We start from the raw sequence: 26,512 nt of genomic DNA, 5'->3' as shown, positions 1-26,512 counted from the left end.
GTTGCCCGCACCGCCCCCGGTTCCCGCCCCGGCTCACCGACCCGGGAAGAAGTCGACGAGCAGCATGTCCCGTACGCCCCGCCGCGCGCCCGGCGCCGGCCGCATCGGCGAGACGCCGTGCAGGACGCGCCGGTCGTCCAGGACGATCGTCTCCAGCGGCGCGCTCAGCGAGGCCCGGTGCACGGCCCGCCCGGCCAGGTCGTACAGGCACGACTCGGCGCCCAGGACTCCCTCGCGCCGGATCAGCACCTGGGCGACGTAGTTGTGCCCGTCCCGGTGGACGCCCTCGGGCGCCGGGTGACCGTCCGTCGCGTCCGTGGCGGTGACCCGGATCTGATGGACCCCGCACAGGTCGGTGCCGGTGCGCGGGCCCGGCAGGTGCTCCCGGAGGGTACGGACGACCGCGCCCAGCACCGGCCCGCACGCCACCGTGTCGTCCAGCGGGGCGAACATGCGCGCCACGCCGCCGCTGACCTTGTTGACGGCGCGGTCCTGGAAGAACGCGACGTGCGGCAGCCGCTCCAGGCCGTCGCCGGCGATACGGAACCTGCCGTAGCGGCGGAAGCGGTAGGGCGTGCCGGCGCCGAGGTGGGCGTCGGCGGGCAGGTCGTTCCACGACGCGGTGAACGCCCGCACCGCCTCCTCGGGTATCCGTGCGAGGGCCTCGGTGAGCAGGGCGGGGCCGTGGTGGGCAAAGGGCGGCGGGGCCGGCGGCGCGGGGCGGCGAGCGGCGTGACAGGCCTCAACAAGCGGGTACGACATGGCACTTCCCCCGTATTTTCGTGCTGGTGAGCACCACCGTACCGGGCGTCTCCCGGAGGCGGACCGTTCACCGCGCGTACACCGCGCGTCCGCGCGGCGGGGGCACGCTCGGTCCTGTGAGCGCCGTCTTCGTGGTCTCGGTGCACGACGTGGCCCCCTGGACCCTCGACCCGTGCCGCCGGTGGCTGGCGGGCCTCGACGAGCGCGGTGTGCGCGCGACGCTGCTGCTGGTGCCCGGCCCCTGGCGCGGCGTCCCGGCGGCCCGCGACCCGGCCCTGGTGCGGTGGGCGCACGCCGCCCGCGAGCGGGGGCACGAGCTCGCGCTGCACGGCTGGGAGCACCGGGGCGTACCCGGCGGGTCGCCGGCCCGGCGGCTGACCGGCCTTCTGGCGGCGCGCGGCTGCGCCGAGTTCGCGGCGCTCGGCGAACGGGCCGCCCGTGAACGGCTGGAGAAGGGTCTGGCCGCGCTCGCCTCGGTGGGCATGGCACCGTGCGGCTTCACCCCGCCCGGCTGGCTCGCCTCACCGGGGACGCTGACGGCGCTGCGCGGCCTGGGCCTGGACTACACCACCGGCCATCTGACGGTGCGCGACCTGCGGACCGGGGTCGCCCATCGCGTGCCGGCGCTGTCCCACCGGCCGGGCGGGCTCGGCGAGCGAGCGGGCGCGCGGCTGATGACGGCGGCGGCGCGGCGCCGGTCCGCCGCCGGCCGGCCGTTCCGCATCGCGCTGCACCCCGCGGACCTGGCGCGGCCGGGGCTGCGCGAGCGCACCCTGGCGGCGATCGACGGCGCCCTGGCGGCGGGGATGCGCCCGTGCACATACGCCGAACTGGTCCGTGCCCGGCGGCCGGCCGCCGGGGGCGCGGCATGAGGATCGCGCAGCTCGCCAACTTCTACGCCCCGGCCTCGGGCGGTCTGCGCACCACGCTGGACGCGCTCGGCCGGGGGTACGTCGCCGCCGGCCACGACCGGCTGCTGGTCGTACCGGGCGCCCGGTACGCCCGGGTGCGCGACGCGGCGGGCGGCGTGCGGGTGACGGTGCCGGGGCCGCGCGTGGGCGGCGGGTACCGGATGGTGCTCTCACCGGGGGTGCTGCTGGGGCTGCGGCGCCTGCTGGGGTGGTTCGCGCCCGACGTGCTGGAGGTGTCGGACAAGCTGACGCTGGTGGGTACGGCCCGTTGGGCGCGGGCGCGGGGCGTACGGACGGTGCTGCTCTCCCATGAGCGGCTGGACGCGATCCTGGCGCCCCGGCTGCCGGGGCGCCTGCCGCCGGTCCGGGCGGTCGACGCCTGGAACCGGTGCCTGGCCGGGGCGTTCGACGCCGTGGTCGCCGCGTCCGCCTTCTCCGGCGCGGAGTTCGCCCGGCTGGGCGGGCAGGTGGCGTTGCACCGGGTGCCGTTGGGCGTCGATCTGGAGGTGTTCGCCCCCGCCGGCGCGCGCGGCGACGGGGTCCGGCTGGTGTACGCGGGGCGGCTGTCGGCGGAGAAGTGGCCTCATCTGCCGCTGGGGGCCCTGGCGGTGCTGCGTCGGCGCGGCGTGGACGCCCGCCTGGACGTGCTGGGCGACGGGCCGGAGCGCGGGCGCCTGGAGCGGTGGGCGGCGACGGCCGGGCTGCCGGTGCGCTTCCACGGCCATGTGGCCGAACGCCGGGGCGTGGCCGCGGTGCTGGCACGGGCGGATGTGGCGCTGGTGCCGTGCGCGGTGGAGTCGTTCGGGCTGTCGGCGCTGGAGGCGCTGGCGTGCGGGACGCCGGTGGTGACGGCCGATCGGGGGCGGCGCGCGAACTGGTGGTGCCGGGGGCGGGGGCCGTGGCGCCCGCCGGGTGCGCGACGGGGATGGCGGACGCGGTGACGCGCGTGCTCGCCCGGCCCGAGGAGGTGCGGCGGGCGGCGGCGCGGGCGCGCGCGGAGGAGTTCCCGTGGGCCCGGACGGTGGAGCGGATGCTGGCCGTACACGCGAACGCCGGGCGGGCCGACTGCGGCCCGCCCGGCGTCCGGTGACGACGCGCGACTTTCAGCTCACGGCTGCCGTCTCCGGCTGCCGCTCGTCCCGCTCCGCGGCCTTCGGCACGAGGAGCCGCTCGGCGAACTCACCGAAGATCAGGCCGAAGCCGGTCCACAGCACGAGCTCGATGGCGAGGGAGGACATACGGAACTCCCACAGCAGCGTCGCCGGGAAGTGCTCCGGGACGTTGTCGCCGGAGGGCAGGAACGCGTACGCGAGCCCGATCGCGACGACCAGGGCGGCGCAGGCCGCCACGGTGGCGTTCCAGTTGCCCAGGCGCGGCGCGAGGCGCCGGCCCAGGATGACCGCGGCGACGGCGAGCAGCACGCTGAGCGCGATCATCAGGAAGAACAGCGCGGTGCGCTGGTCCAGGGTGTCCGGGTCGCCGACGGCCGGCGGGTTGGCCGGGTACTTCAGGAACGGCACCAGGAAGACCGCCACGAACGCGCCCAGCGCGACCAGTCCCGCGGTCGCGCGCGGGCCGAAGCGGCCGATGCGGCCCAGGGCCACGCAGAACGCCAGGGCGGCGATGCCGCCCAGCGCCACGCCGTAGACCAGGACGCCGGTGGCGAGGCCGCCGGTGGCCTGCATGGTCCGGCTGACCAGCTCCACCTCGTCGTGGCCGTGGTCGTGGCTGTGCGCCTCCTCGAACGCGATGGCCGAGTCCACATGGGGCTCACCCAGCAGGTAGGCGGTGATCAGGGCCAGCACGCCGGTGGCCAGGCCGGCCAGCATGCCCCGTACGAGCAGGGCCCTTACGGATACGGAGTTCATGGGCTCGTGCTCCCGCCGGGTCAGTGGCAGGGGAAACCGAGCAGGTGGCGGCCGTCGTGCACCCACTCGTGGACGTCCTTGCCCGCGATGAGGGAGGTGGCGCCCTGCTCGGCGCCGACGAAGTACAGCAGGACCAGCATCAGGATCCCGCCGAAGGCCAGCCAGGGGGCTATCTCCTTGAGCGAGATGGGGGCGATCTCCGGCAGGGCGGGGCGGCTGGAAACGGGGGCGACGGACTGGGCCATGACAGAACCTCCTGGGGAACACGCGTCCCGGTCGTTGGTGCTCGACGACGGTGGCGGGTCTGACTTTCCTGCCGCCGAACCCCGGAGCCGACCGGGGTGCCCGCCAGGTACACAGTGGCGCGACCGTGCCGGATTCGCACCGGCTTCCGAACGCACCGTCGTCATGTACACGCGACCGTACCGCCTGGTCCGTCACGGCGCTACGGGCGTACGGATGCACGCCCCCGGCGCACTCCCCGGCCAAAGCCCGTGGTCTGCTGGGCGCGTGGGCCCGAGCGCCCCGGAGGAGAGGATCATGACGACGCGTGTGATGTTGATCTCGCCCGCGACCGGCTCCGCGCTGCGGGCCGCGCGCTTCGACGACGGCTCCCCGCTCGACGCGGCGGGCGAGCGCGCCGCCCGCGCGGCGGCCGGGGCGCTGCCGCGCACGGACCGGGCCGCGACGGCCCCCGCGCCGCGCTGCCGCCGGACGGCCGCCGCCCTCGGGCTGGACGACGCCGAACCCGTGGGCGCGCTGCGCGATCTGGAGGTCGGCCGCTGGCGCGGCCGTTCGCTGGAGGAGGTGATGACCGCCGAACCGGAGGCGGTGGCGGCATGGCTGGCGGACCCCGGGGCCGCGCCCCACGGCGGGGAGTCGGTCGTGGCGCTCACCGAACGGGTCGGCGCGTGGCTGGACGGCCTGGCCGGGGACGGCGGGAGGGTGCTGGCCGTGGTGGAACCCGCCGTCGTCCGGGCGGCGCTGGTGCACGCGCTCGGGCTGCCGGCGCCGGTGTTCTGGCGCCTGGACGTCTCCCCCCTGTCCCTGACCGAGCTGAGCGGCCGGGCCGGGCGCTGGAACCTGCGCTGCGGCCGCCCGCTCACCCCGGCGGGCTGAAAGCCGCCGCGCCCGGCCGGACTCCCCGCCCCTCAGCGGGTGTTCCGGCCGGCGCGGCGGCGGCTCGGTGGGCGGGGGCTACCCCGCGGTGCCGCATTCCGCCCGCACCTGGCGGGCCCCCTCGACCAGGTGCGTCAGCGACGCGCGCACCTCAGCCCAGCCACGGGTCTTCAGCCCGCAGTCGGGGTTGCCCCACAGGCGCTCGGCCGGGACGGCCTCGAGCCCCTTGCGCAGCAGGGCCGCGACCTCGGCGGCGTCCGGCACGCGCGGGGAGTGGATGTCGTAGACGCCGGGCCCGACCTCCTGCGGGTAGCCGGCCAGGGCGAGTTCACCGGCGACCCGCATGTGCGAGCGCGCGGCCTCGAGGCTGATGACGTCGGCGTCCAGGTCCTCGATGGCGGCGATGATGTCGCCGAACTCGGCGTAGCACATGTGGGTGTGGATCTGGGTGTCCGCCCGCACGCCGGCGGTGGCCAGCCGGAAGGCCTCGGTGGCCCACCGGAGGTAGCCGGCCCGGTCGGCGGAGCGCAGCGGCAGGGTCTCGCGCAGCGCCGGCTCGTCGACCTGGATGACGGCGGTGCCCGCGGCCTCCAGGTCGGCGACCTCGTCCCGCAGGGCGAGGGCGACCTGGCGGGCGGTGTCGGCGAGCGGCTGGTCGTCGCGGACGAAGGACCAGGCGAGCATGGTGACGGGGCCGGTGAGCATGCCCTTGACCGGGCGGTCCGTGTGCTCCTGGGCGTAGGCGGTCCAGGCGACGGTCATGGGCCCGGGCCGGGAGATGTCGCCGGCGAGGATGGGCGGCCGCACATAGCGGGTGCCGTAGGACTGCACCCAGCCGTGCCGGGTGGCCAGGTAGCCGGTGAGGCGCTCGGCGAAGTACTGGACCATGTCGTCGCGTTCGGGTTCGCCGTGGACGAGGACGTCGAGCCCGGCCTTCTCCTGGAAGGCGAGGACCTCGCGGATCTCGGCGGCGATGCGCTCGTCGTACGCGGCGGCGTCGATGCGTCCGGCGCGCAGGTCGGCGCGGGCGGTGCGCAGTTCGCGGGTCTGCGGGAAGGAGCCGATGGTGGTGGTGGGCAGCAGCGGCAGGCCCAGGCGTGCGCGCTGGGCGGCGGAGCGCTCGGCGTAGGGCTGTGGGCGGCGGGTGTCGGCTGGGGTGACGGCCGTGGCGCGGGCGCGCACGGCCGGGTCGCGGGTGAGGGCGGAGGCGGCGCGGGAGGCACGGGCGCAGCGGTTGGCGGCGAGCTGCGGGGCGATGGTGTCGCCGCCCTCGTTCAGGCCGCGGGCGAGGGTGACGATCTCGTCGGTCTTCTGCCGGGCGAAGGCGAGCCAGCGGGCGACCTGCGGGTCGGCGTCGCGTTCGGCGGCGGCGTCCAGGGGCACGTGCAACAGGGGGCAGGAGGGGGCGACGTCGACGCGGCCGGCGAGGCCGAGCAGGGTGGCGAGGGTGGCCAGGGACCGCTCGAGGTCGTTGATCCAGACGTTGCGTCCGTCGACGACGCCGGCGATCAGCCGTTTGCCGGGCAGGCCGCCGGCGGCCGCGAGGTCGCCGAGGTTGGCGGCGGCGGGCCCGGTGAAGTCCAGGGCCAGGCCGTCGACGGGCGCCTTGGCCAGCACCGGCAGGGCGTCGCCGAGCCGGTCGAAGTAGGCGGCGGCGAGCAGCTTGGGGCGGTCGGTGAGGGCGCCCAGTTCGCGGTAGGCGCGGGCGGCGGCGTTCAGTACGGCCGGGGGCTGGTCCTGGACCAGTGCGGGCTCGTCGAGCTGCACCCATGCGGCGCCGGCCGCGCGCAGGTCGGCGAGCACGTCGGCGTAGACGGGCAGCAGCCGGTCGAGGAGGGTCAGCGGCTGGAAGTCCGGGGCGGTGCCGGGGGCGGGTTTGGCGAGCAGGAGGTAGGTGACGGGGCCCACCAGCACGGGCCGGGCGGCGTGGCCGGCGTCGAGGGCCTCGCGCAGTTCGCCGACGGGCTTGGCGGAGTCGGCGGTGAAGACGGTGCCGGGGCCCAGTTCGGGGACGAGGTAGTGGTAGTTGGTGTCGAACCACTTGGTCATCTCCAGCGGCGGTGCCTGCTGGGTGCCGCGGGCCATGGCGAAGTAGCCGTCGAGGGCGTCCTCGGCGACGAGGGCGCGGTGGCGCTCGGGGATGGCGCCGACCATGACGGTGGTGTCCAGGACGTGGTCGTAGAGCGAGAAGTCGCCGGTGGGGACCTCGTGGACGCCGGCGTCCGCCAGCGCTCGCCAGGCCTCGCGGCGCAGGCCGGCGGCGGTGCGGCGCAGTTCGCCGGCGCTGACGCGGCCGGACCAGTAACCCTCGACGGCCTTCTTCAGCTCCCGGCCGGCCCCCTGCCGGGGGTAGCCGTGGACGGTGGCCAGGGAACGCGGGGCGGGGCGGGGACGGTCGGCTGCCACGGAACTCTCCTTCGCGAGTCGCGGAACGCTCCCGGTGGTCGACGGGGTGCGAAGGAACGGCAGGACGGGGCGGGGCCGCGTCGCGTCCGCCCGTACCCGTCGGTCCGCCCACGAGACCACCGAGAACACCGCGTGCGGTCGCACGCGGGCAGTGGCAGGTATTCGGACTCGTGGGCCCGCCGCGTCCTGACGGACGCGACACCTACTGGCCGTCGCTTCCCGGGCCCTCGGGCCCAGTGCGTATGACGGCGGTCGTTCCCACTCACCGCTGCGGGGCAGTCCCGGATTCGCACCGGGTTCCCTCTTGCGACGCCGCCGTCCGAAGACGGGGCGAACCGACTGCACCCCCAGCCTAGACACACCCGGCTCCCCGGCGACAGGGGTTGCCGGGGGTTGTCCCGATCTTGCCAGCCGCCCCGGGCCGGGTAGGCGTGGAAGCGCTGCCCGCTCTTGCGGCCCGGCAGCCCGGCGTCGGTCATGCGGCGCAGCAGCGGGGGCGGCGCGTAGAGCGGTTCCTCGGCCGTGGCGAAGCCGGACTCGGCCATCCTCACGGCCGCCAACAGGTAGGGGACCAGCAGGGCGTTGACCACGAAGCCCGCCCGGTCCCTCGCCCGCACGACGTCGCGCCCCAGCGTGGTGGCGGCGAAGCGCTCGGCCGCGACCGGCGTCGACCGTGGCCAACTGCCAAATAGTGGGGAGTATTTGACGCGCCTTTGCGAAGGTTGCCAATGCTAGTCTCGCCGGATGAGCAAGGCCTACGCGGGAGCCCGGCTGCGCCGGCTGCGCGAGGCCCTCGCCGACGGCCCGGACGCCGGGCAGCTGCACCGCTACGATCCCGCCACCCGCGTCCTGCACCTCTCGCCCCGGCTGCGCCCCGGTCGGCAGGCCTTCCGGATGGCCACCCAGCTGGCGCTGCTGGAGTTCGGGGACGAGCTGTCGCGGCACGCGGCCGCGGCCACCCCCATCGGCATGGGCTGCAAGGTCTGCGAGCGGCTGGACTGCCCGCAGCGCGCGGTGCCGCCGCTGGGCCGGCGCCTGGCGGTCGACGAGAACCGGACGACGTTCGTTCCGTATCCGGTGGAGCCCGCCGGGCCCTGAGGCCGCACGGGGGGCGCCCCTCCGGGCATCCCCATAAGATGATATTTGCTCTCTCCAGGGGAAACCTCGAGTGGTCGTGATCCCTCTCTACAGGAGAAATCTCCCGCCGAAGAGGAGCGACAACGCATGGGTCTCACGTCTCCCGAACTCCTGATGGTCCTGGGGGTCATCGCACTGGCGGTGATCGCGCTGGTGCTGTGGCTGTGGCCACGGGTGGCGAGAAAGGGACCCCTGGCGTTCGCCTCCCGCCTCGGCCTGCTGCTGGTGACGCAGGTCGGCATCCTGGCGGTGCTGCTGGTGGCGGCGAACAGCGAGTACGGCTTCTACTCCACCTGGAAGGAACTCCTCGGCCAGAACTCCCGCAAGCAGACGCTGCAGACCGGCTCGGGGAACGGCAAGCGGCCTCCGGCCCTGACGGTCAAGGGGCAGGAGCCCGTCGGCCTGGGCCGGAAGGAGAAGGCCGGGCAGGTGGACCGGATCGAGATACGCGGCCCGGTGACCGGGCTGAGCATGGACGGCTTCGCCTACCTCCCGCCCCAGTACTTCCAGAAGGAGCACGAGAAGGACACGTTCCCCGTGATCGTGTCGATCACCGGTCAGCCCGGCCAGTCCATCAACCTCATCACCAAGGCCAAGGTCCCGCAGGCGGCCTCCAAGGCCATGATGGCCAAGGAGATGCGACCGGCGATCGTGCTCATGCTGCGGCCCTCGGTGGTGGCGGACCGCGACACCAACTGCACGGACGTGCCCGGCGGTCCGCAGGCGCTGACCTTCTTCAACCAGGACGTCCCCATCGCCGCCAACGACGCCTACCGCGTGGACAACACGCGCGGCTCCTGGGGCGCGGTGGGCAACTCCACCGGCGGCTACTGCGCGCTCAACATGGCCATGACCAACCCGGCCCGCTACGGCGCGGCGGCGGGCCTGTCCGCCGACCTCTTCGCCCGCCAGGACCGGGACACCGGGGACCTCTACGCCGGCAGCAAGCAGCTCAGGAACGAGTCCGACCTCATCTGGCGCCTGGAGCACATGCCTCCGCCGCCGGTGTCCCTGCTCCTGGCCGCCAGCGAGAAGGGCGAGGAGAAGTACTACGCGCAGATGCGGAAGTTCGCGGGGAAGGCCAAGGCCCCCACCAAGATCGAGAAGCTGGTCCGCGAGGAAGGCGGACACAACTTCGTCACCTGGCGCGACGAGTACCCCGTGGTGCTGCGCTGGCTCGACAAGGAGCTCGCCGCCCGCCGCTGAGCCTTCTCCCCCGGGTTCCGCGGACGGGAACGGTATGGCCCACGGCCACGTCTCAGCCAGTGTGGCCCGAACGCGCACGGCTTGGTATGCCGTACGTACGGGGAGGGGGCGTACGGCATGGACACGGAACGGCGTCATCCACTGCTGGCCGGACGATACCGGCTCATCGAACAACTGGGCCGCGGCGGCATGGGCGTGGTCTGGCTCGCCATCGACGAGGTCCTCGACCGCGAGGTCGCGGCCAAGGAGGTGCGGGCCCCGGAGAACATGGGCGAGGACGACGTCCGGGTGCTGTACGCCCGCCTGAAGCAGGAGGCCCGGGCGGCGGCCAGGATCAGCCACCCCAACGTCATCACCGTGCACGACGTGGTGGAGCAGGGCGACCGCCCCTGGATCGTGATGGAGTACGTGCGCGGGCAGGCCCTCGCCGACGTGCTGGCGGCCGAGGGCGCCCTCCAGTCCAAGGAGGCCGCCCGGATCGGGGCCCTGGTGCTGCAGGCGCTGCGCGCCGCCCACGCGGTCGGGGTGCTGCACCGCGACGTCAAGCCCGCGAACGTCCTGCTGGAGGCGGGCGGCCGGGTGGTGCTGACCGACTTCGGCATCGCGCTGATCGAGGGCGCGAGCACGCTGACCCGCACCGGCGACCTGGTGGGGTCCGCCGAGTACCTGGCCCCGGAGCGGGCGACGGGCAAGCGCCCCGGCATCCCCTCGGACCTGTGGTCGCTGGGCGCCATGCTCTACGTCGCGGTCGAGGGCGTGTCGCCCTTCCGGCGCGGCGACGCGCTCAGCACGCTGCGGGCCGTGGTCGACGAGCCGCCTCCTTCGCCGCGGCGGGCGGGACCGCTCACCCCGCTGCTGGAGGGGCTGCTGCGCAAGGACCCGCAGGAGCGGATGGGCTCGGCCGAGGCCGAACAGCTCCTGGAGGCCGTCGCGAGCGGGCGGCTCACCGAGACCCCGGTGGGGTACGTGCCGACCGCCCTCGGCACGGTCCCCTCCGCCCTGCCCCGGCCGGAGCCCCGTCCCGTGCCGCGGCCGGTGCCCACGCCGGTCCCGGCGCCGGTCCCGTCCCCCGCCGGGTCGTCCGCCGGGTCGTCCCTCGGCTCGTTCCCCGGCTCGTCCCTCGGGGCGGATTCGGGGACACGCCCCCGCGTGGCGCCCACGGGCGGAGGCGGGGGCGGGGGCGGCAGGGTGTGGCTGATCGTGGGCGCCGTGCTCGCCCTGGTGCTGGTCCTGGGAGGGACCGTCGCGCTGATCGCCCTGCGCGAGCAGGCAGGCACCGGCGGCACGGGGAAGGACACGCCGGGCCCCGGCCCCACGCCGTCGGCCACCGTCGGACAGTCGAAGGACCCCGCCGCCGGGGGGACGTCCGGCCCGGACCCCGGACCCACCCCGTACACACCGGCCCCGACCGGCACGTGCAGCGGCGGCTGGGTCTGCTAGAGGCCATCGCACGGAGCGTCAGGAACAGCGGGAACAGCAGGATCCATCGGGAACGGAAGATCGGCTATGGGGGGAGTGCGCTGTGCAACGGATACGTGTCGTCGCGCTGCTGGTCACCGGACTGCTCGCCGGTGCGGGAGTGGTGGGCTGCGGGAAGGGGGACGAGCCGAAGGCGGTGAAGGACATCGCCCTGGAGGCGACCGGGGTGATCGCCGAGAACGCGTTCCTGAAGTCGCCCGGAGTCGACCTCTCCGGCGTCAGGGCCGTCCCCCAGGCCGGGGACACCACGCAGGGCGATGCCCGAGGCGCGTTCGGCGGCACCCGCAAGGCCTCGCAGTGCGACAAGGCGCGGCTGCTGACGGAGCTCGGGCGTGACGAGGTCAAGGCGCGGGCGTGGGCGGAGGCCCGGGGCATCGTCTACGAAAGGCTCCGGGAGCACGTCGAGAGCCTGACGTCGGTGGTGCTGCTGCGCGACACCCTCGTGCGGAACCACAACTACCAGGGCGACGGCAAGACGGTGGAGTACCTCTCCGTCCTGCAGGCGGGCATCGCCGTGCTGGTCGACGAGTACGGCCAGCCCGCGGTCAAGTGCAACTGCGGCAACCCGCTGAAGGAGCCGGGGAACGTCGACCGCGAGGGCTCGACGTACAAGGGCCCGCGCTGGGAGGGCTTCGTGAACGTACGGGTCACGGTGGTCGTCCCCCGGGACAAGGACGACGGGCCGATGCGGAAGATCACGCTCGTCGACCCCCGGCAGCCGGACAAGGGCTTCGAGCGCCCGGCGGGCACGGACGGCGCGAAGGACTCCCAGCCCATGACCGTGCCGACGCCCAAGCCGCCCACGGCTCCGGGCGGGACCGCCTCCCCGACGCCGAGCCCCTCGGGATCGCCCTCCGACGGCACCTCGCCGTCGACGGAGCCCACGCCTTCCGGCACCCCGTCGTCCGGCGGGTCCGGCACGTCCCGCCCGCCGTCCGGCATGCCGTCCGCGCCCTCGGCGCCGCCTCGTACGGCCACTCCCTCGCTGCCGCCGCCCCGGACGCCCACGGGCGGCGGCGCCTCCACCGCCCCGCACACGCCGGGGGTACGGACTCCGGTGCCGCCGCCGGTGGACAGGACGCCCGCCCAGCCCGCGCACACGACCGCGGCCGCTCCGCCGGAGAGGACGGCCGCGCCGCCCGCCCGGACCACCGCGGCGGCTCCGGTGGAGCGCAGCGCAGCGCCTCCGGCCACGTCACCGCGGGAGCGGCCGGTGGCACCGCCCGCCGAACCGCCGGCCGGGACGTCCGGCGCCGGCCACACCTGACCGCCTCCGCCGCCGGGCCGGCCTTCCGGCCCGCCCGGCCGGAGGTCAGCGGCCCGCCCGGCGCAGGGGGACGAACCGGCGGGCCCGCTCGAAGTGCCGCTCCGTCACCTCGTAGGTGGCGCTGGCGTACAGCCCCCGGGCCCGCTTGGCGGGATCCGGGTGAGGGTTGCGGTACAGCCGCTCGGCGAGGAGCCGCATCCGCAGCATCACCGGCGCCGCGTCCCCGAGCGCCCGGGGCGCGCCCGTGAAGGCGGTCTCCAGGACGCACAGCAGCTGCGCGTACACGTCGTTGAACTCCTCGGCGGCCCGCCGCACCGCGCTGCCGCGCGGGTAGTGGGCGACCCTGGCCTCGGGGTCGATGGGGTGGACGTCGTGCCAGGTCACGTCGACGGCGGGGCCGGTGGGGCCGCCGGCCGGGGTGTCGTGGGGCGCGTAGGAGCGCTGTTGCAGGAGCTCGTTGAAGCGGAAGTAGTGCGCCGGCTCCCGGGCCTCGCCGAAGATCCGGTCGTCGGAGTCGAAGACGGACATGCTCACGCCCTCGCCCTGCTCGGTGATCACCTGCAGGGCCTTGAGCGCGGAGGCCAGGTCCGTGACGGCGAAGATCTCGCCGCCGGAGTTGTAGAAGTGCTCGGGGCCCACCTGCAGGGCGGGGTCGCCGCTGAAGAGCCGCCGCTCGCCCAGCTCGGCCGACAGCCGCAGCACGCCCTCGCGGATGGTGCCGTAGAACTGGCCGATGGACGTCCAGCCCTGGTCCTCGCGCGCCGGGGCGTGGCCGGGCGGCCCGCTGACGAACTCGGGCTGTTCGATGCGCAGGAACGTCTCCAGGGCCGTGACGCCGAAGTGGCGCAGGGACACCGTGATGCGGTCCCGGCTGTAGGGCAGCAGGGCGGGGTAGCCGGTGACGAAGCGAGGGTCGGCCGTCAGCACCCGGCCGCCGACCGCGTTGAGGAGGTTGGCGACGAGCGCCATGTGCAGCATCTCCTCGAGCACGACGGCCCGGACGGCGTAGAAGGCGGGCCGGTTGGTGCCGGGGCGCAGCGTGTACATCGCCGTCAGGTAGGGCGGGACGGTCAGGTGTTCCAGCGCGAGCGCGGCGCGCAGGAAGCGGTGCAGGTCGGCGCGGTCGGCCGGGATCCGGAACGGCGGTTCGCGCAGGACGTGGGGCCTGGTCGTGGCGGTCACGGCCGTCCTTCCCGCCGCCGGCCGACGGTCGCCGGCCGGTGCAGCTCGCGCAGGTCGCGGTGGATGCGTTCGCCGCTGCGCAGGGCGAGGGCGGCCATGGTGAGCGACGGGTTGGAGGTGCCCATCGAGGGCATGCTGCCGCAGCCGACGGCGTAGAGGTTGGGGTGGTCCCAGCAGCGCTGCCACTGGTCGACCACGGAGGTGCGGGGCGAGGTGCCCATGATGTGGGTGCCGCCGCCGTGGCCGGCGCCGTTGAAGACGAAGTCGTGGCCGTCGTGGCGGAACCAGCCGGGTGCCAGGGGGCCGGGGGCGTAGCGGGTGCGGTCCTCGGCGCCGAGCAGCCGGAAGATCTGGCCGGAGACGGACCTGGCGGCGGCCATGCCGCGCTTGACGTGCTCGGACAGGTCGTAGGTGAGCACGGGCCGCATGTTGCCGAGCCGGTCGCGGTGGGAGGGGTCGACGGTGACGCGGTTGCGGCTCTCGGCCCCCTGCTCGAAGGCGAACTGCAGGGTGAACTGGCGGCCGAGGTCCCGGCCCAGGCTCTCGCGCAGCCTGGTCCCGAACACTCCCCTGCCGCGCGGCCGACCCGGGTCGCCGTCGATGCCCAGCAGTCGGGCCACATCACTGCCCGGGGAGCCGGTGGGCCAGCTCCAGCCCCAGTTGCCGATCTCGATGCGGAAGGGGGCGCGGTCGCCCCGGGCGGGGCCGGTGCGGAAGCTCTCCAGGCCGGAGGTGGACCCGGGCCCGCGGAAGGGCCCGACGGGCTGGTCCATCAGTCCCCAGGCGAGCAGCATGGGGTGGTCCATGAGGTTGCGGCCGACCTGTCCGCTGCTCTCGGCGAGCCGGGAGACGAGCAGCAGCCTGGCGTTCTCGATGGCGTGGGCGGCGAGGACGACGACGTCCGCCTCGGCGGTACGGGTGGTGTGCGCGGGGCTCGCGGGGTCGTCGTAGTGCTGGTACTCGACGCCGCGGACGCGGCCGTCGCCGGCGGTGAGCACCCGGCTGACGACGGCCCTGTCGACGAGGGTGACGCGGGGGCTCCAGGTGGCCTGCGTCTTGAGGGGGTTGTACTTGGCCTGTACGGGACAGATGGGCACGCAGGAGGCGTTGCCGACGCAGCGCTCGCCGTAGTTGGGCAGGCCCGCCGCCCCGGCGGGCGGTGGCCGCGGCCGCCGTCGTAGCGGGGTCGGGGGTGGCGTTGCGGGCGTGGGGGTGGCGACGACGCGCAGGACGTTGTCCGGGCCGTCGGGCCGCTCGCGGACCACGGCTCCGTCGAGCCGGTGGGCGAGCACGGCGTCGAGGTAGCTGCGGGGGATGGGGCGCATGGGGTAGGCGTAGCCGGGCGGGAACGGCAGGCCGGCCCCCTCGCGCTGTTCGTCGGCGTCGCCCGCCACGCCCAGGGCCCGTTCGGCGGCGCGGTAGTGGGGCTCGAGGTCGTCGTAGCCGAGGGGCCAGTCGCGGCCGTATCCGTACCGCCGGTGGACCGCGAAGTCCTCGGGGTGCATGCGCGGCACGATGCCCATCCAGTGCAGGGCGGTGCCGCCGGTGGCGCGCAGGTAGTCGCTGGAGTAGGGCAGGGCGCCGTTCTGGACGAAGTAGCCGTGGGCGCGGTAGCCGCCGGCGGGCAGGCCCTCGAGGTCGAGGACGCTCGGGGAGGGGGCGGCGGCGTTGGGGCGGTAGGGCGCGTTGGGGACCTTGGCCAGGGCGGCGTAGTAAGTGTCCAGGGCGTCGAGGTAGCCGGGCCAGGTGTCCAGGGTGCGGGTGCCGGCCTCCAGGACGAGGACGCGCCAGCCCTGGTCGGACAGTTGCCCGGCGAGGAGGGGCCGGCCATTCCGGCGCCGACGACGATGACGTCGTGGCGGCGCCCGTCCCGCTCGGCGGGGGCGGCGCTCACGCGGCTCCCTCCCGGCGCCGGGCGGCGGGCCGGACGGGGGCGCCGGGCGGCGGGGTGGCCCAGGTGCCGTGGCCGGGCGGCTTGGCGCCCGGCGGGTGGCCGTGGAAGGTCCGCCAGACCAGGCCCTCGGTGTACGCCTCGGGCGAGGCCACGAACGCGGTGTTGGCCTGCTCGCGGCGCAGCGCGGCGTGCGTGGAGGGGGCGAGTTGCGGCCAGACGCCCAGGTACCACAGGTGGGTGATGGCCCGGGCGATGTCGCGCGAGGTCTCGTCGGTGATGCCGTCGGGGTCGCCGCCGGCCGCGTCCAGGTCGGCGAGGAAGCGGCCCACGGCGGGGCGGCCCACCTGCTCGACGGTGGTGTCGTGGTAGAGCCGGACCAGGCCGGTGCCGCGCAGGTCGAACTCGTCGAAGCCGGTGAGGCGTACGGAGACGGCGACGAACCCGGCGTGGTCCGGGGGCGCCGCCCCGGGTCCGGGATCGGGTGCGGGCACTGCGTGGCGGCCGTTCATGTCCGGTACCCCCCGTGTCTGCGACTGCCCCCATTTCTAGCGGAGAGTCCCCTTTGAGTGAAGGGCCGCGAAAGCCCTTCACCTTCAGGGGTATCGCCCCGCCGGCCGTGCGCCTGGGGGACTAACGCCGTACGAGGTCGCTCGGGTCGGTGTTGGCGCCGCAGACCACCACCGCGAGCCGCTCGCCGTCGGCCGGGACGTAGGCGGTGCCGAGCGCGGCGAGCGCGGTGGCACCGGCGTGTTCGACGGCGAGCCGCCGGTCGTCCCACAGCGCCTGGCGGGCGCGGACGATCTCGGCGTCGGGGACGAGCACGCAGCGCACGCCGTCGCCCTGGGCCGCGGCCAGCGCGTCCCGGGACACCCGGCGGGCGCCGAGCGCGTCGGAGGCGACGGAGTCCACCTCGACGTCGACGACGCGACCGGCCTCGAGCGCTGCGCTCAGGGCGCGGCAGTCGACGGGTTCGACGGCGACGGTGCGCAGGCCGTGGTGGCGGGTGGCGGCGGCGACGCCCGCGAGGAGCCCGCCGCCGCCGACCGCGACGACGACGGTGTCCAGGCCGGGGACCGTCGCGCGGATCTCGTCGACGAGGGTGCCCGCGCCGGCCGCGATGAGCGGGTGGTCGTAGGCGTGGCTGGCCAGGGCGCCGGTCGTGGCGGCGAACTCCTCGCAGGCGGCGAGCGTCTGCGCGTACTCGGTGCCCACCAGGCGGACGTCGGCGCCGTAGCCGCGCAGTCCCGCGACCTTGACGTGCGGGACGTTCTCGGGCAGGAAGACGGTGGCCGGCATGCCCTCCTGGCGGGCGGCCCAGGCGCAGGCCAGTCCGGCGTTGCCGCCGGAGGCGATGGTCACGCCGGCCTCGGGCAGGGTGCCGGCCTCGCGGTGGGCGGCGAGGAAGTTGTGGGCGCCGCGGGCCTTGAAGGAGCCGGTGTGCTGCATGTGTTCCAGCGCCAGCCACAGGTTCGGGCCGGCCCGGCCGACGATGACCGGCCGGACGTGGCCGGCGACGCGACCGGCGGCCCGCTCGACGTCGTCGTAGGTGAGGCGGTGCACGGAGGGCTCCTTACGCTGCATACGCTGCAAGATCCTTTTCGGGACGAGACCTTCCCGTTCCGGGCACCGCCCATGCGGCGGCTAGGCGGCGTCCAGCAGCACCAGCGCCGCCTGGCGGGCCTGGTGGGCCGGGGCGGCGGCGCCCGACAGGGCCGCCGTGGTGATGGCACCCTCGGCGAGCAGCAGCAGATGGTCCGTCAGGTGCGCGGGCGCGCCCGTCTCGGCGACCAGGCCGGCCAGGTAGCGCCGGAAGGCGTCCTTGTGCGCGCGGGCCGCGGCGGCCACGCCCGGCGAGGAGGCGCCCAGCTCGCCGAAGGAGTTGACGAACGCGCAGCCGCGGAAGCCCGGTTCGGCGAACCAGGTCCCGAGCCAGTCGAAGACCGCGAGCAGCCGCTCCCGGCCGGCGGGCCTGGCGCCGGCGTACGCGGCCAGCTCCGCGCGCCAGCGTTCGTCGCGGCGCCGCAGATAGGCCTCGACCAGGACCTCCTTGGACGGGAAGAGCCGGTAGAGGCGCTTGAGGGAGACGCCCGAGGCCGTGCGCAGGGCGTCCATGCCCACGGCCTGCAGGCCGTGGGCGTAGAAGAGTTCCTCGGCCGCGTCGAGGACGCGGCCCTCGGCGTCCTCCCCCGCCGGCGCCTCCGTCATGCCCGACCCGCCTTCCCCTTGCACGAGAACCATCGTTCTCCTACGCTACCGCACATCACGGAGAACGATCGTTCTCCGCGTCGTACGGACCAGGGGAGAGTCATGTCCGACAGCAGGCCGCCGTTCCCGCCGTTCACCACCGAGACCGCCCTGCTCAAGGTCAGGGCCGCCGAGGACGCCTGGAACAGCCGCGACCCCGAGCGGGTCGCCCTCGGCTACACCGAGGACAGCCAGTGGCGCAACCGCGACGTGTTCCTGACCGGCCGCCAGCAGATCGTGGCCTTCCTCCGCGAGAAGTGGGAGCGCGAGCTCGACTACCGCCTGCGCAAGGAGCTGTGGGCGCACACCGACGACCGCATCGCCGTGCGCTTCGAGTACGAGTGGCACGACGCGGCGGGGCAGTGGTACCGCAGCCACGGCAACGAGAACTGGGAGTTCGCCCCCGACGGCCTGATGCGCCGGCGCTACGCCAGCATCAACGACCTGGCCATCACGCCCCGGGAGCGGCGTCTGACGCCGGGACCGGATGCATCGTCAGCGGGGTGAGCTGCTCGATGTCGTAGCGCTTGCGCAGCTCGGCGACCGCCTCGTGGTCCACCTGGGGGCCGGAGTTGAGGATCTCGAAGAGCTCCTCGAAGTAGCGCTCGTGGTCCGGGGGCGGTGACGCCTGGAAGAACATCCGCACCGGTTCGGACGTCGCGTTGGCGAAGGCGTGCGGGCAGCCCGGCGGCACGACGATGATCGTGCCGGGGCGTGCCCGCACGCTCCGCCGCCCCGTCGCGGACTCCCACTCCCGCCAGTTGTCGCGGGTGCGCACGCGTGGCTCGAAGGCCAGGACGTCGAGCTCGCCCTCGAGGACGTAGAACAGCTCCTCGCTGCGGGTGTGCAGATGGGCCCCGACGTCGAACCCCGGCGGGACGAGGACCTCGAAGCTCGAGGCCGCCCGGGAGTGCTCGCCGGTGACCTTGAACGTCACCTGCTGGGCGGCGGTGGCCAGGGTCCGTCCCTCCCCGGGGGGCACGACCAGTCCGTCGGGGGCGGTGATGAGCGTCATGGTGCGGGCCTTTCGGTGCGGCCGGGACGTGGCCGGACGGCGGTCACCAGGTGACGGGCAGGTTCTCCGGGCCCCGGATGAGCGCGCTGCGCTGCCAGCGGATGTCCGCCAGGGGCTCCGCCAGGCGCAGCTTCGGGAAGCGCGCGATCAGCGAGGACAGGATGATCTCGGACTCCAGCCGGGCCAGCATCGAGCCCAGGCAGAAGTGCGGTCCGTGGCCGAAGGACAGGTGCGCGATGTGCTCGCGGTCGAAGTCGAGCTCGTCGGGGTGGTCGAAGACGGCGGGGTCGCGGTTGGCGGTGAGGTAGGAGGAGTGCACCACCTCGCCCGCGCGGATCCGCACGCCCGCCACCTCGACGTCCTCGGTGGCGACGCGGGCCAGGCCGACGGCGTTGCGGTGCGGGATGTAGCGCAGGAGCTCCTCGATCGCCTGGGGCAGCAGGGCGGGTTCGGCGCGCAGCCGGGCCAGGTGGTCGGGGTGGGTGAGCAGGGCGTAGACCATGTTGGCGCTGTTGTTGCGCACGGCGTGGGCGGCGCTCGCCTGGATGAGGAGCGCGATCGCGACGGCCTCCTCGGTGCTGAGGTCGCCCTCCCGCGTCGCCTCGGCCAGGTCGCCGGCCAGGTCGTCGCGGGGCTCCTCCAGGCGCGAGCGCAGCAGCTCGGTGAAGTAGGACGCCATGCCGCTCTTGGCCTTTTCGCTGGCCTCGCGGCCGTAGGCGGCGGACAGCTGGATGTTCGTCCACTCGGCCATCCGCGGCCGGTCCTCCTGGGGGACGCCCATCAGGTCGCTGATCACGGCCAGCGGCAGCGGGCCGTGCAGGTGCCGCATCAGGTCCGCGGGCGGGCCCTCGTCCTCCATCTCGTCCAGCAGCGCGTTCGCGGCGCGCTGGGCGCCGGGGCGCAGCCGCTCGAGGCTGCGGGCGGTGAAGGCCTTCGCGACGGCCTTGCGCAGCCGGGTGTGCTCGGGCGGGTCGGCGAAGCCCACCGCCTCGTCGAGCGGGATGAAGTGCGGGGCGAGCCGGGTGATGGGGCGTCCGACGACGGCCTGCCGGCTGAAGCGGGGGTCGGAGGTGACGAACTTGACGTCCTCGTAGCGGGTCACGAACCAGGCGTGGCCCTCGCCGTTGGGCAGCTTGACCCGCGAGACGGGTTCCTCGTGCAGCTGCTGGGCCATGAAGGGGTCGAAATCGAGCCCTCGCAGGTCCTCGACGTTCCAGAAGCGTACGGGGAACTCGTCCGCCACGGATTCGGTCGTCGTCATCGGTTGTCCACCCACCCAGTCGGGAGCACGGCTGTCGCTGCCACTCACCCTCCCCGCAAACACGCCCGCGCATCGGGGCGAACCGGGAAAACCACCCGTCCGGCGCACTGCTGGGATGGTCGGACCGGCGCTGGGCCGTGTGGCTGAGTGCCGGGCGTGGCACCGCCGCGCCCGGCGGCGCGCGGCCGATGCTGCTCCGCATGGGCAAGGGGAGCACACGACGGCCGGGGGTGACGCGGTGAGACGGCTGTGGATCGCCGCCCTGCTGGCGGTGTCGCTGGCGGCCGCCGTCCCGGGCGCGACGGCCGGGGCCAAGGGCCGCGGCCGGGCGGGTGCGGCGGCGGGCACCCCGATCGTGGCGGCGGACCAGGCGACGCGGTCGGTGTACGTACTGGACTCGGACCGGCGGGAATGGGACGCCGAGAGCGACGACCGGGGCGTGCTGTGGTCGTGGAGCGCCGACGGGCGGCAGTCCCTGGAGGACCTGGATCCGGCGACGACGTGGACGAACCCGAGCGAGGTCAAGCTCCGCCGGCTGGACGGCAGGCGCTATCTGCTGACCGCCGCCTCCGGCGGACTGGCCGCGGTCGTCGGCTACCCGGACCGCGAGGTGTACTGGGCGGCGGACACCGGCGAGGGCAACGCGCACAGCATCGAGCTGCTGCCCGACGGCAACGTGGCGGTGGCGGCGAGCACAGGCGGCTACGTGCGGCTGTACGCGGCCTCGGCCGGACCGCGGGCCACCCGGCACGCCCAGGCGGCCCTGGCCGGGGCGCACGGGGTGCACTGGGATCCGCGCACGCGGCTGCTGTGGGCGCTGGGCAGTCGTCAGCTGGTCGCGCTGCGGGTGGGCGGCACGCCGGGCGACCCCGAGCTGTCGGTGGACCGGCGGGTGGAGCTGCCCACGCGCGGTGGCCACGACCTGGCCCCGGTGCTGAGCACGCCGGGGCGGCTGTGGGTGACGACGCGTTCGGCGGTGTACCAGTACTCGACCGTCGAGGAGGCCTTCGTGGCCTACCCGCTGCGGTCCCGGATCGACGGTCCGGACGTCAAGAGCGTCGGCGACGACCCGGACACCGGCCGGGTGCTGGTCAGCCGCCCGGAGCCGGGGCACGCCTGCGCGTGGTGCACCACCACGCTGGTGCTCTATCAGCCCGACGGCACGCGGACGCTGTTGCGCGGCGGGATGTACAAGGCCCGCTGGTGGAGCGCGGACCGCGGCGGCTAGTCCCGTGCCGGCCCGTCGGACACGCCTAGCGCGGCCCCGGGACCGTCGGCGGCGCCTCCTGGAGGCGGGCGCGGACGGCCGCCGCGGCCTCGGCGCCGTCGGGCACGCGCTCCCACAGCGCGAGGAGCGCGGGGGCCAGGCCGTGCGCCCGTTCCCCGCTGTGCTGCCAGCAGTAGTGGGCGCGGCGGAGCGCCGCGAGGGCCTCGGCGTCGGACGCTCCGCCGTGCTCCAGGCGGTGGGCGGCGGCCGACATCCACAGTTCGGCGGCGCGCGGGTGGTCGCCTGCGAGCCGGGCGAGGTCGGCGCGCACCTCCACCCACAGCCCGGCCTCGGGGCTGCGCGGGCCGTGGCGGCGCAGGGTCTGCTGCTCCCACGCGGCGGCCATGGCGGCCGCCTCGTTGTGCCGGCCGGCGTGGGCGGCGGCCAGGATGCGGGGCAGGGGGCCGTCGCCTCCTCCTGCGGGGGCGGCTCGGGCGCCGGGGGCGCGGGCCGCTCCGCGACGATCCGGGGCGCGGGCGGCGCGGCGGGCGGCGCGGGGCCGGCGCGGCGGCCGGCGGGGCGGCGCGGTTGGCGAGGACGGGGCCGGTGGCGCCGGACAGGGGGGGGAGGGTGCCTTCGGGCAGTGCGGCCTGGGAGAGGGCGAGGTGGTGCAGCGGGCCGGGGTCGAGGGTGGGGCCGGCGGCGGGGTGACCGGCGGTCAGCGCGGTGAGGAAGGCCCGGGTGTAGGGGCCGGCCTCGAGTGACGGCTTGTCGGGAGCGGGGGTGACCACTCCGGCGAGCGCGAGGCCCGCGGCCAGCCGTCCGTCATGGGCGGCGGCGGCCACGTGCGGCCAGGCGTGGGCGTCGGCCTCGGCGTCGACGAGCAGCAGGGTGGGGCCGGCGTGCTCGCGCAGGGTGCGGGTGAGCCATTCCCAGGGCAGGCCGGTGTAGCGGACGGTGGCGCCGGTACTCTCGCGCAGCGCCAGGTGGATCTCGGTGCTGCGGCGGGCGGGGACCATCAGATGGCCGGTGACCCACATCAGCAGCGGTCCGGGCACCTGGACGGCGTCCCGCAGGTAGGCCAGCACGCTCTGCGGCCCGGCCATGGCGGGCAGCTGCACCACGTCGGCCGAGGCGGCGGCGAGGAAACCACGCGGGCCCGCACCGGCGATGGCGTGCGCGGTGGGGTTGGGCAGAGCGCCCCGCCGCCGGTCGGGGGTGCCGTCCAGCAGCAGGACGCAGCCATGCATCGCGTGGTCCAACGCGCTCTTCCTTCCGGCCGTACGAGTGCCTGTGACGTGACGCAACTCTAGGCGCCGGTCACCGGATGGCGGACGGCTTTCTCCACCACTTCCGGCCCCCCTCTCCGCGAAATCCGACATGCACGCACATATAAGTCATATAAGGCGTGCGTTTTTTCGGCGGAGAAGCGGGAGTCCGGACGATGCGGAAACACACGGGCACGGCCATGGCGGTGGCGGCACTGGGCGTACTGGCCCTCGCGGGGGCGGGCTGCGCCCCGCCCGGCGAGCAGCAACGGCAGCGGCGGGCGGCCCCGGCGGCGGGCAGGGCGGAGCCCGCCGGCTTCACGCTGGTGGCCACGGGGGACGTACTCCCCCACGACTCGGTCATCCGGCAGGCGCGGGAGGACGGCCGCAGGTCCGGTACGGGCTACGACTTCCGGCCGATGCTCGCCGGGGTCCAGCCGGTCGTCTCCGCCGCCGACGTGGCGATCTGTCACATGGAGACGGTCTACGGCGACGAGCAGGGGCCCTTCAGCGGCTACCCGGCGTTCGTCTCCCCGCCGCACGTGGCCCTTGCGCTGCGGGAGACAGGGTACGACTCGTGCTCGACGGCCTCCAACCACACGCTGGACGCGGGAAGTACGGGCGTACGGCGCACCCTCGACGCGATGGACGCGGCCGGCCTGCGGCACACGGGGTCGGCGCGCTCCGCCGCCGAGGGGACGCGGGTGAACCTGCTGCGGGCCGGCCCGGCGAAGGTCGCCCAGCTCTCCTACACCTACGCCACCAACGGCATCCCCCTCCCCGAGGGCCGCCCATGGACGGTCAACCTCATCGACGCGGACCGGATCCTCGCCGACGCGCGGGCCGCCCGCAAGGCCGGGGCGGACGTCGTGGCGGTGAGCCTGCACTGGGGCACCGAGTGGCAGCAGGAGCCGGACGAGCAGCAGCTGACGCTGGCCCGGCGCCTGACGGCCGCCACCACCGGAGGCCGCCCCGACGTCGACCTGATCCTCGGCACGCACAACCACGTGCCGCAGGCGTACGAGAAGGTCAACGGCACCTGGGTGGTCTACGGCATGGGCGACCAGCTCGCGGGCGAGATGTACAACCCCGAGGGTGCTCAGGACGGCCGGGGCAACCAGAGCTCCATCGCCCGCTTCACCTTCGCCCCGCCCGCCCGCGCGGGGCAGCGCTGGCGGGTGACGAGGGCGGAGTTCCTGCCCCAGCTCACGGATCTGCGGGGGCCGTTCAGGGTGCTGGACCTGGGCCGGGCGGTCGTCATGGAGCCGGGCCGGGCGGACCTCGCCGAGGCCCGGGAGCAGATCCGCCGGGCCGCGCTCTCCCGGGGCGCCGCCCGGGACGGCCTGGTCATGGCCGGCTGAGCGAGAGCCGGCCGAGCGCCTTCACCGCACCCGGGCGCCTTCGTCGCACTCGGGCGGCCCGGCCCCGTCCGGGCCGCCCGAGTGCCGCACCGCGGCCCCCTCGGCGGCCTCAGCCCATGGCCCGGCGGGACTCGGCGCTCTCGTCCAGCACGCTGCGGGTGAGGGTCCTGCAGAGCGGGACCTCCCCGGTGCTGTCGACATAGCGAGCCGAGACCCAGGTGTTGCGCTCCTTCAGCAGGTACCACAGGGCGTTGCCGGAGACGTCCTGCGCCCTGGCCTTGCAGCGCAGCGCGATCTGGGTGTGGAACTTGAGCACACCCTTGACGGCGGAGTCGGTGGTGGGGAAGACGCGCTCGTTGATGCCCGAGGAGGCGACGACCGCACCGTAGGGCCGGACGGGCGGAAGGGCCTGGGCCGGGGCGACGGCGAGCAGCGATCCGCCGAGCGCGGCCACCGCCAGCACAGCGGCCGAGGCCTTCCTGCAACGGACGGCGAGCGTACTGAACATGGGAACTCCCTCGATGCGAAGTGGGTCACGCATTGTCCGAGTTCCACCTGAAATGTCGCCATAAACACAAATCAAGATGAAGACCCGGATGGCACAACGAAGCGCCCGTACGCGAGGCGCGGGGTGCGTACGGACGCTTCGGTGGGGGCGGCGCGGATCCGGGGCGGGTCCAAGGGGGCGTCAGCCTTCGGTCCGGCCCTCGGACTTGCCGTCAGCCTTGCCTCCGGTCTTCTTCGCCCTGCTGGGCTGGACGCGCTTGGGCTCGCCCTTCATCTTGGGGTGCTCCGGCGGGTAGGGCAGGTCGCCCAGGCCGTGCTCGCGCTCGTCGCGGGCGGCCAGGTCGAGCGCCGCCTCCAGGGTGCCGGGGCGGGCGTCCATGTCCGCGTGCAGGTCGCCGACCTCGGCGAAGCGGGCGGGCATGGTCGCCAGGTCGAAGTCCTCGGGCACGGCGTCGGCCAGCTCCTCCCAGCGCAGCGGCGCCGAGACGGGCGCGTGGGGGCGGGGGCGCACGGAGTAGGCGCTGGCGATGGTGCGGTCCCGGGCGGTCTGGTTGTAGTCGACGAAGATCTTCTCGCCGCGCTGCTCCTTCCACCACGCGGTGGTGATCCGCTCCGGCGCCCGGCGCTCCAGCTCGCGGGCAACCGCGATGGCGGAGCGGCGCACCTGCACGAAGGTCCAGTCCGGCCGGATGGGCACGAACACGTGCAGGCCGCGCCCGCCGGAGGTCTTGGGCCAGCCGGTCAGCCCGAGCCCCTCCAGGACGTCCCGCAGCTCGAGCGCGGCCCGCACCGCGTCGGCGTAGTCCGTGCCCGGCTGCGGGTCGAGGTCGATGCGCAGCTCGTCGGGGTGGTCGGTGTCCTCGCGCCGCACCGGCCAGGGGTGGAACGTCAGGCACCCCAGGTTCACCGCCCACAGCACGGCCGCGGTCTCGGAGGGGCAGATCTCGTCGGCGTACCGCCCGCTGGGGAAGGCGATGCGGCCGGTGGGGATCCACTCGGGGAGGTTCTTGGGCGCCCGCTTCTGGAAGAACGACTCGCCCTCGACCCCGTTGGGATAGCGCTCCAGCGTCGTGGGCCGGTCGCGCAGGGCGCGCAGGACGCCGTCGCCGACGCTCAGGTAGTAGCGGGCCAGGTCGTACTTGGTGAACCCGCGCAGGGGGAAGTAGACCTTGTCCGGGTGGGACAGCCTTACCGTGCGCTCGCCGACGGTGAGCTCCAGCGCCTCTGCCATGGGTGTCACGCTAGGCCGCCCGGGCGGACGGCGCCTGTCGGCGGCGCGGGCCGGGTGCGCGGGCCCGCACCGCCCGCACAATCCGGACCATGGACCTTCCGGTGATGCCGCCCCTGCAGCCCATGCTCGCCAAGCCGGCGGCGAAGATTCCGCCCGGCATGCGGTACGAGGCCAAGTGGGACGGCTTCCGGGCGATCGTCTTCCGCGACGGCGACGAGATCGAGCTCGGCAGCCGCACGGGCAAGCCGCTCACCCGCTACTTCCCCGAGCTCGTGGCCGCCCTGCTGGAACAGCTGCCCGAACGCTGCGTGCTGGACGGCGAGATCGTCATCGTGCGCGGCGCCCGCCTGGACTTCGACGCCCTGCTGGAGCGGATCCACCCGGCCGACTCCCGGGTGCGCCACCTGGCCGGGGTGACGCCGGCCAGTCTGATCGCCTTCGACCTGCTCGCCCTCGGCGACGAGTCGCTGCTGGCCCGGCCCCAGCACGAGCGCCGGGACCTGCTGGACGAGGCCCTGCGCGGCGTGCGCGACCCCGTCTTCGTCGCCCCCGTCACCGACGACCTCGCCGAGGCCCAGGGGTGGTTCGAGCAGTTCGAGGGCGCGGGCCTGGACGGAGTGATCGCCAAGCCGCCCGAAATGCCCTACCGGCCGGGCGAGCGGGTCATGGTGAAGGTCAAGCACGAGCGCACCGCCGACTGCGTGCTGGCCGGCCTGCGGCCGCACAAGAGCGGGCCCGTGGTCGGCTCGCTGCTGCTGGGGCTGTACGACGACGCCGGACGGCTGCAGCACGTGGGGGTGTGCGCCTCGTTCCCCATGCGCCGCCGCCAGGAGCTGATGGCGGAGCTGGAGCCGCTGCGGATGCCGGACGTGACGGGGCATCCGTGGCAGGAGTGGGCCAGCGCGGAGGCGCAGGCGGCCGGCCGGCTGCCGGGCGGCCCCAGCCGCTGGACCGGCAAGAAGGACCTGTCGTGGGTCGCGCTGCGCCCGGAGCGGGTGCTCGAGGTCGCCTACGACCACATGCAGGGCGACCGTTTCCGGCACACCGCCCAGTTCCGCCGCTGGCGCCCGGACCGGGAGCCGCGGCAGTGCACGTACGCGCAGCTGGAGGAGCCGGTCGGGTACGACCTGGCGGACGTGCTGGGCACGGGTTGAGTCGTCCGGAGCAACGACGCCCCGCGCGGCGCG

The 26,512-nt window shown here is 74.9% G+C and carries 26 protein-coding genes, 1 pseudogene and 1 riboswitch; of the genes and pseudogenes, 12 read left to right on the top strand and 15 right to left on the bottom strand.

Features of this window, described 5'->3' with window-relative positions; translation table 11 throughout:
• Positions 1 to 33: 33 nt before the first annotated feature.
• On the bottom strand, positions 34 to 762 hold the full coding sequence (locus J1792_RS14280) for a 2OG-Fe dioxygenase family protein (RefSeq protein WP_086574177.1): 729 nt from the start codon (positions 760 to 762) through the stop codon (positions 34 to 36).
• 26 nt (positions 763 to 788) lie between these two features.
• Here J1792_RS14280 and J1792_RS34065 point away from each other — a divergent pair, with 26 nt between their 5' ends.
• Genes J1792_RS34065 through J1792_RS34060 form a run of 3 tightly spaced genes read left to right on the top strand, consistent with a single transcriptional unit; the run spans position 789 to position 2,763 of the window.
• Complete coding sequence (locus J1792_RS34065; protein ID WP_245872228.1) at positions 789 to 1,634, top strand: DUF2334 domain-containing protein; 846 nt, start codon at positions 789 to 791, stop codon at positions 1,632 to 1,634.
• Entirely contained in the window at positions 1,631 to 2,614 is a 984-nt protein-coding gene (locus tag J1792_RS14270) for a glycosyltransferase (protein WP_242645911.1), read from the top strand. The genes J1792_RS34065 and J1792_RS14270 overlap by 4 nt, the downstream gene beginning before the upstream one ends.
• Entirely contained in the window at positions 2,599 to 2,763 is a 165-nt protein-coding gene (locus J1792_RS34060; RefSeq protein ID WP_242645910.1) for a hypothetical protein, read from the top strand. The genes J1792_RS14270 and J1792_RS34060 overlap by 16 nt, the downstream gene beginning before the upstream one ends.
• A gap of 13 nt (positions 2,764 to 2,776) precedes the next feature.
• Here the strand turns inward: J1792_RS34060 and J1792_RS14265 are convergent, their stop codons facing one another.
• Complete coding sequence (locus tag J1792_RS14265) at positions 2,777 to 3,541, bottom strand: CbtA family protein (protein WP_086574183.1); 765 nt, start codon at positions 3,539 to 3,541, stop codon at positions 2,777 to 2,779.
• Positions 3,542 to 3,561: 20 nt separating this feature from the next.
• A complete protein-coding gene (locus tag J1792_RS14260; protein WP_207247374.1) occupies positions 3,562 to 3,786 on the bottom strand; it encodes a CbtB domain-containing protein in 225 nt (74 codons plus the stop codon).
• Between the two features lie 295 nt (positions 3,787 to 4,081).
• Between J1792_RS14260 and J1792_RS14255 the strand changes: the two genes are divergently transcribed.
• Positions 4,082 to 4,660 carry a histidine phosphatase family protein gene (locus J1792_RS14255; RefSeq protein WP_086571445.1) on the top strand — a complete coding sequence of 193 codons (579 nt, stop codon included), beginning with the start codon at positions 4,082 to 4,084 and terminating at the stop codon, positions 4,658 to 4,660.
• 78 nt (positions 4,661 to 4,738) lie between these two features.
• On the opposite strand, the gene metE is transcribed toward J1792_RS14255, so the two are convergent.
• Together metE and J1792_RS34055 are read right to left on the bottom strand one after the other, a co-directional pair.
• Positions 4,739 to 7,066, bottom strand: a complete 2,328-nt coding sequence (metE, locus tag J1792_RS14250) for a 5-methyltetrahydropteroyltriglutamate--homocysteine S-methyltransferase (protein ID WP_207247373.1) — start codon at positions 7,064 to 7,066, stop codon at positions 4,739 to 4,741.
• Positions 7,067 to 7,202: 136 nt separating this feature from the next.
• Positions 7,203 to 7,422, bottom strand: a riboswitch (cobalamin riboswitch).
• A gap of 69 nt (positions 7,423 to 7,491) precedes the next feature.
• A pseudogene (locus J1792_RS34055) lies at positions 7,492 to 7,737 on the bottom strand (3-hydroxybutyryl-CoA dehydrogenase); the annotation flags it as partial.
• 73 nt (positions 7,738 to 7,810) lie between these two features.
• On the opposite strand from J1792_RS34055, the gene J1792_RS35770 reads away from it, so the two are divergent.
• From J1792_RS35770 to J1792_RS14230, 4 genes are all read left to right on the top strand, one after another.
• The gene (locus J1792_RS35770) at positions 7,811 to 8,164 is read left to right on the top strand and encodes a short-chain fatty acyl-CoA regulator family protein (RefSeq protein WP_086571448.1); all 354 of its coding nucleotides are present in this window, start codon (positions 7,811 to 7,813) and stop codon (positions 8,162 to 8,164) included.
• Positions 8,165 to 8,290: 126 nt separating this feature from the next.
• Positions 8,291 to 9,409, top strand: coding sequence for an alpha/beta hydrolase (locus J1792_RS14240; RefSeq protein ID WP_086571450.1), 1,119 nt, complete (start codon positions 8,291 to 8,293; stop codon positions 9,407 to 9,409).
• A gap of 117 nt (positions 9,410 to 9,526) precedes the next feature.
• Positions 9,527 to 10,849 (top strand): serine/threonine-protein kinase, encoded by a 1,323-nt coding sequence (locus tag J1792_RS14235; protein WP_207247372.1) that lies wholly within the window; start codon positions 9,527 to 9,529, stop codon positions 10,847 to 10,849.
• Between the two features lie 82 nt (positions 10,850 to 10,931).
• Positions 10,932 to 12,155, top strand: a complete 1,224-nt coding sequence (locus J1792_RS14230; RefSeq protein ID WP_207247371.1) for a DUF6777 domain-containing protein — start codon at positions 10,932 to 10,934, stop codon at positions 12,153 to 12,155.
• Between the two features lie 45 nt (positions 12,156 to 12,200).
• On the opposite strand, the gene J1792_RS14225 is transcribed toward J1792_RS14230, so the two are convergent.
• From J1792_RS14225 to J1792_RS14205, 5 genes are all read right to left on the bottom strand, one after another.
• Positions 12,201 to 13,337: a ferritin-like domain-containing protein gene (locus tag J1792_RS14225; protein WP_207247370.1), complete on the bottom strand. Its 1,137-nt coding sequence runs from the start codon at positions 13,335 to 13,337 to the stop codon at positions 12,201 to 12,203.
• Entirely contained in the window at positions 13,334 to 14,860 is a 1,527-nt protein-coding gene (locus tag J1792_RS14220; RefSeq protein WP_242645909.1) for a GMC oxidoreductase, read from the bottom strand. Before J1792_RS14220 ends, J1792_RS14225 begins: the two co-directional genes overlap by 4 nt.
• Before the next feature lie 367 nt (positions 14,861 to 15,227).
• Positions 15,228 to 15,740 carry a hypothetical protein gene (locus J1792_RS14215; RefSeq protein ID WP_207247369.1) on the bottom strand — a complete coding sequence of 171 codons (513 nt, stop codon included), beginning with the start codon at positions 15,738 to 15,740 and terminating at the stop codon, positions 15,228 to 15,230.
• A gap of 121 nt (positions 15,741 to 15,861) precedes the next feature.
• Positions 15,862 to 16,791 carry a serine/threonine dehydratase gene (locus J1792_RS14210; protein ID WP_207247802.1) on the bottom strand — a complete coding sequence of 310 codons (930 nt, stop codon included), beginning with the start codon at positions 16,789 to 16,791 and terminating at the stop codon, positions 15,862 to 15,864.
• A gap of 81 nt (positions 16,792 to 16,872) precedes the next feature.
• On the bottom strand, positions 16,873 to 17,436 hold the full coding sequence (locus J1792_RS14205; protein ID WP_207247368.1) for a TetR/AcrR family transcriptional regulator: 564 nt from the start codon (positions 17,434 to 17,436) through the stop codon (positions 16,873 to 16,875).
• Positions 17,437 to 17,538: 102 nt separating this feature from the next.
• Between J1792_RS14205 and J1792_RS14200 the strand changes: the two genes are divergently transcribed.
• On the top strand, positions 17,539 to 17,982 hold the full coding sequence (locus J1792_RS14200; protein ID WP_207247367.1) for a nuclear transport factor 2 family protein: 444 nt from the start codon (positions 17,539 to 17,541) through the stop codon (positions 17,980 to 17,982).
• On the opposite strand, the gene J1792_RS14195 is transcribed toward J1792_RS14200, so the two are convergent.
• Both J1792_RS14195 and J1792_RS14190 read right to left on the bottom strand, forming a co-directional pair.
• Positions 17,927 to 18,490, bottom strand: a complete 564-nt coding sequence (locus tag J1792_RS14195; RefSeq protein ID WP_207247366.1) for a cupin domain-containing protein — start codon at positions 18,488 to 18,490, stop codon at positions 17,927 to 17,929. The two genes, J1792_RS14200 and J1792_RS14195, sit on opposite strands and share 56 nt — an antisense overlap.
• A 43-nt stretch (positions 18,491 to 18,533) precedes the next feature.
• Positions 18,534 to 19,751: a cytochrome P450 gene (locus tag J1792_RS14190; protein ID WP_086574743.1), complete on the bottom strand. Its 1,218-nt coding sequence runs from the start codon at positions 19,749 to 19,751 to the stop codon at positions 18,534 to 18,536.
• A 238-nt stretch (positions 19,752 to 19,989) separates the two neighbouring features.
• Here J1792_RS14190 and J1792_RS14185 point away from each other — a divergent pair, with 238 nt between their 5' ends.
• Positions 19,990 to 20,979: a DUF6528 family protein gene (locus J1792_RS14185; protein ID WP_307842983.1), complete on the top strand. Its 990-nt coding sequence runs from the start codon at positions 19,990 to 19,992 to the stop codon at positions 20,977 to 20,979.
• Positions 20,980 to 21,004: 25 nt separating this feature from the next.
• Here the strand turns inward: J1792_RS14185 and J1792_RS14180 are convergent, their stop codons facing one another.
• Positions 21,005 to 21,364, bottom strand: a complete 360-nt coding sequence (locus tag J1792_RS14180) for a hypothetical protein (protein ID WP_207247844.1) — start codon at positions 21,362 to 21,364, stop codon at positions 21,005 to 21,007.
• Between the two features lie 1,038 nt (positions 21,365 to 22,402).
• On the opposite strand from J1792_RS14180, the gene J1792_RS14175 reads away from it, so the two are divergent.
• Positions 22,403 to 23,587 (top strand): CapA family protein, encoded by a 1,185-nt coding sequence (locus tag J1792_RS14175; RefSeq protein WP_242645907.1) that lies wholly within the window; start codon positions 22,403 to 22,405, stop codon positions 23,585 to 23,587.
• 109 nt (positions 23,588 to 23,696) lie between these two features.
• Here the strand turns inward: J1792_RS14175 and J1792_RS14170 are convergent, their stop codons facing one another.
• Together J1792_RS14170 and ligD are read right to left on the bottom strand one after the other, a co-directional pair.
• Entirely contained in the window at positions 23,697 to 24,095 is a 399-nt protein-coding gene (locus tag J1792_RS14170) for an SH3 domain-containing protein (protein WP_179198714.1), read from the bottom strand.
• A gap of 180 nt (positions 24,096 to 24,275) precedes the next feature.
• Entirely contained in the window at positions 24,276 to 25,325 is a 1,050-nt protein-coding gene (gene ligD, locus J1792_RS14165) for a non-homologous end-joining DNA ligase (protein ID WP_207247365.1), read from the bottom strand.
• 89 nt (positions 25,326 to 25,414) lie between these two features.
• Between ligD and J1792_RS14160 the strand changes: the two genes are divergently transcribed.
• Complete coding sequence (locus J1792_RS14160; protein WP_207247364.1) at positions 25,415 to 26,479, top strand: ATP-dependent DNA ligase; 1,065 nt, start codon at positions 25,415 to 25,417, stop codon at positions 26,477 to 26,479.
• The last annotated feature ends 33 nt before the right edge of the window (positions 26,480 to 26,512 follow it).

The organism is Streptomyces triculaminicus (assembly GCF_017349075.1).
Lineage (GTDB): Bacteria > Actinomycetota > Actinomycetes > Streptomycetales > Streptomycetaceae > Streptomyces > Streptomyces triculaminicus.
This window is presented reverse-complemented; position numbering and strand designations above follow the sequence as displayed.

What these genes read in the sequence shown, in the direction of transcription:
- J1792_RS14180 (WP_207247844.1), bottom strand. Translation starts at nt 21,364, where the DNA reads ATGGCCGCCGCGTGGGAGCAGCAGACCCTGCGCCGCCACGGCCCGCGC.
- J1792_RS34060 (WP_242645910.1), top strand. Translation starts at nt 2,599, where the DNA reads ATGGCGGACGCGGTGACGCGCGTGCTCGCCCGGCCCGAGGAGGTGCGG.
- J1792_RS14255 (WP_086571445.1), top strand. Translation starts at nt 4,082, where the DNA reads ATGACGACGCGTGTGATGTTGATCTCGCCCGCGACCGGCTCCGCGCTG.
- J1792_RS14215 (WP_207247369.1), bottom strand. Translation starts at nt 15,740, where the DNA reads ATGAACGGCCGCCACGCAGTGCCCGCACCCGATCCCGGACCCGGGGCG.
- J1792_RS14190 (WP_086574743.1), bottom strand. Translation starts at nt 19,751, where the DNA reads ATGACGACGACCGAATCCGTGGCGGACGAGTTCCCCGTACGCTTCTGG.
- J1792_RS14170 (WP_179198714.1), bottom strand. Translation starts at nt 24,095, where the DNA reads ATGTTCAGTACGCTCGCCGTCCGTTGCAGGAAGGCCTCGGCCGCTGTG.
- J1792_RS14220 (WP_242645909.1), bottom strand. Translation starts at nt 14,860, where the DNA reads ATGGGCATCGTGCCGCGCATGCACCCCGAGGACTTCGCGGTCCACCGG.
- J1792_RS14200 (WP_207247367.1), top strand. Translation starts at nt 17,539, where the DNA reads ATGTCCGACAGCAGGCCGCCGTTCCCGCCGTTCACCACCGAGACCGCC.
- J1792_RS14160 (WP_207247364.1), top strand. Translation starts at nt 25,415, where the DNA reads ATGGACCTTCCGGTGATGCCGCCCCTGCAGCCCATGCTCGCCAAGCCG.
- J1792_RS14280 (WP_086574177.1), bottom strand. Translation starts at nt 762, where the DNA reads ATGTCGTACCCGCTTGTTGAGGCCTGTCACGCCGCTCGCCGCCCCGCG.
- J1792_RS14270 (WP_242645911.1), top strand. Translation starts at nt 1,631, where the DNA reads ATGAGGATCGCGCAGCTCGCCAACTTCTACGCCCCGGCCTCGGGCGGT.
- ligD (WP_207247365.1), bottom strand. Translation starts at nt 25,325, where the DNA reads ATGGCAGAGGCGCTGGAGCTCACCGTCGGCGAGCGCACGGTAAGGCTG.
- J1792_RS14235 (WP_207247372.1), top strand. Translation starts at nt 9,527, where the DNA reads ATGGACACGGAACGGCGTCATCCACTGCTGGCCGGACGATACCGGCTC.
- J1792_RS14265 (WP_086574183.1), bottom strand. Translation starts at nt 3,541, where the DNA reads ATGAACTCCGTATCCGTAAGGGCCCTGCTCGTACGGGGCATGCTGGCC.
- J1792_RS14195 (WP_207247366.1), bottom strand. Translation starts at nt 18,490, where the DNA reads ATGACGCTCATCACCGCCCCCGACGGACTGGTCGTGCCCCCCGGGGAG.
- J1792_RS14175 (WP_242645907.1), top strand. Translation starts at nt 22,403, where the DNA reads ATGCGGAAACACACGGGCACGGCCATGGCGGTGGCGGCACTGGGCGTA.
- J1792_RS35770 (WP_086571448.1), top strand. Translation starts at nt 7,811, where the DNA reads ATGAGCAAGGCCTACGCGGGAGCCCGGCTGCGCCGGCTGCGCGAGGCC.
- J1792_RS14205 (WP_207247368.1), bottom strand. Translation starts at nt 17,436, where the DNA reads ATGACGGAGGCGCCGGCGGGGGAGGACGCCGAGGGCCGCGTCCTCGAC.
- J1792_RS14240 (WP_086571450.1), top strand. Translation starts at nt 8,291, where the DNA reads ATGGGTCTCACGTCTCCCGAACTCCTGATGGTCCTGGGGGTCATCGCA.
- J1792_RS14260 (WP_207247374.1), bottom strand. Translation starts at nt 3,786, where the DNA reads ATGGCCCAGTCCGTCGCCCCCGTTTCCAGCCGCCCCGCCCTGCCGGAG.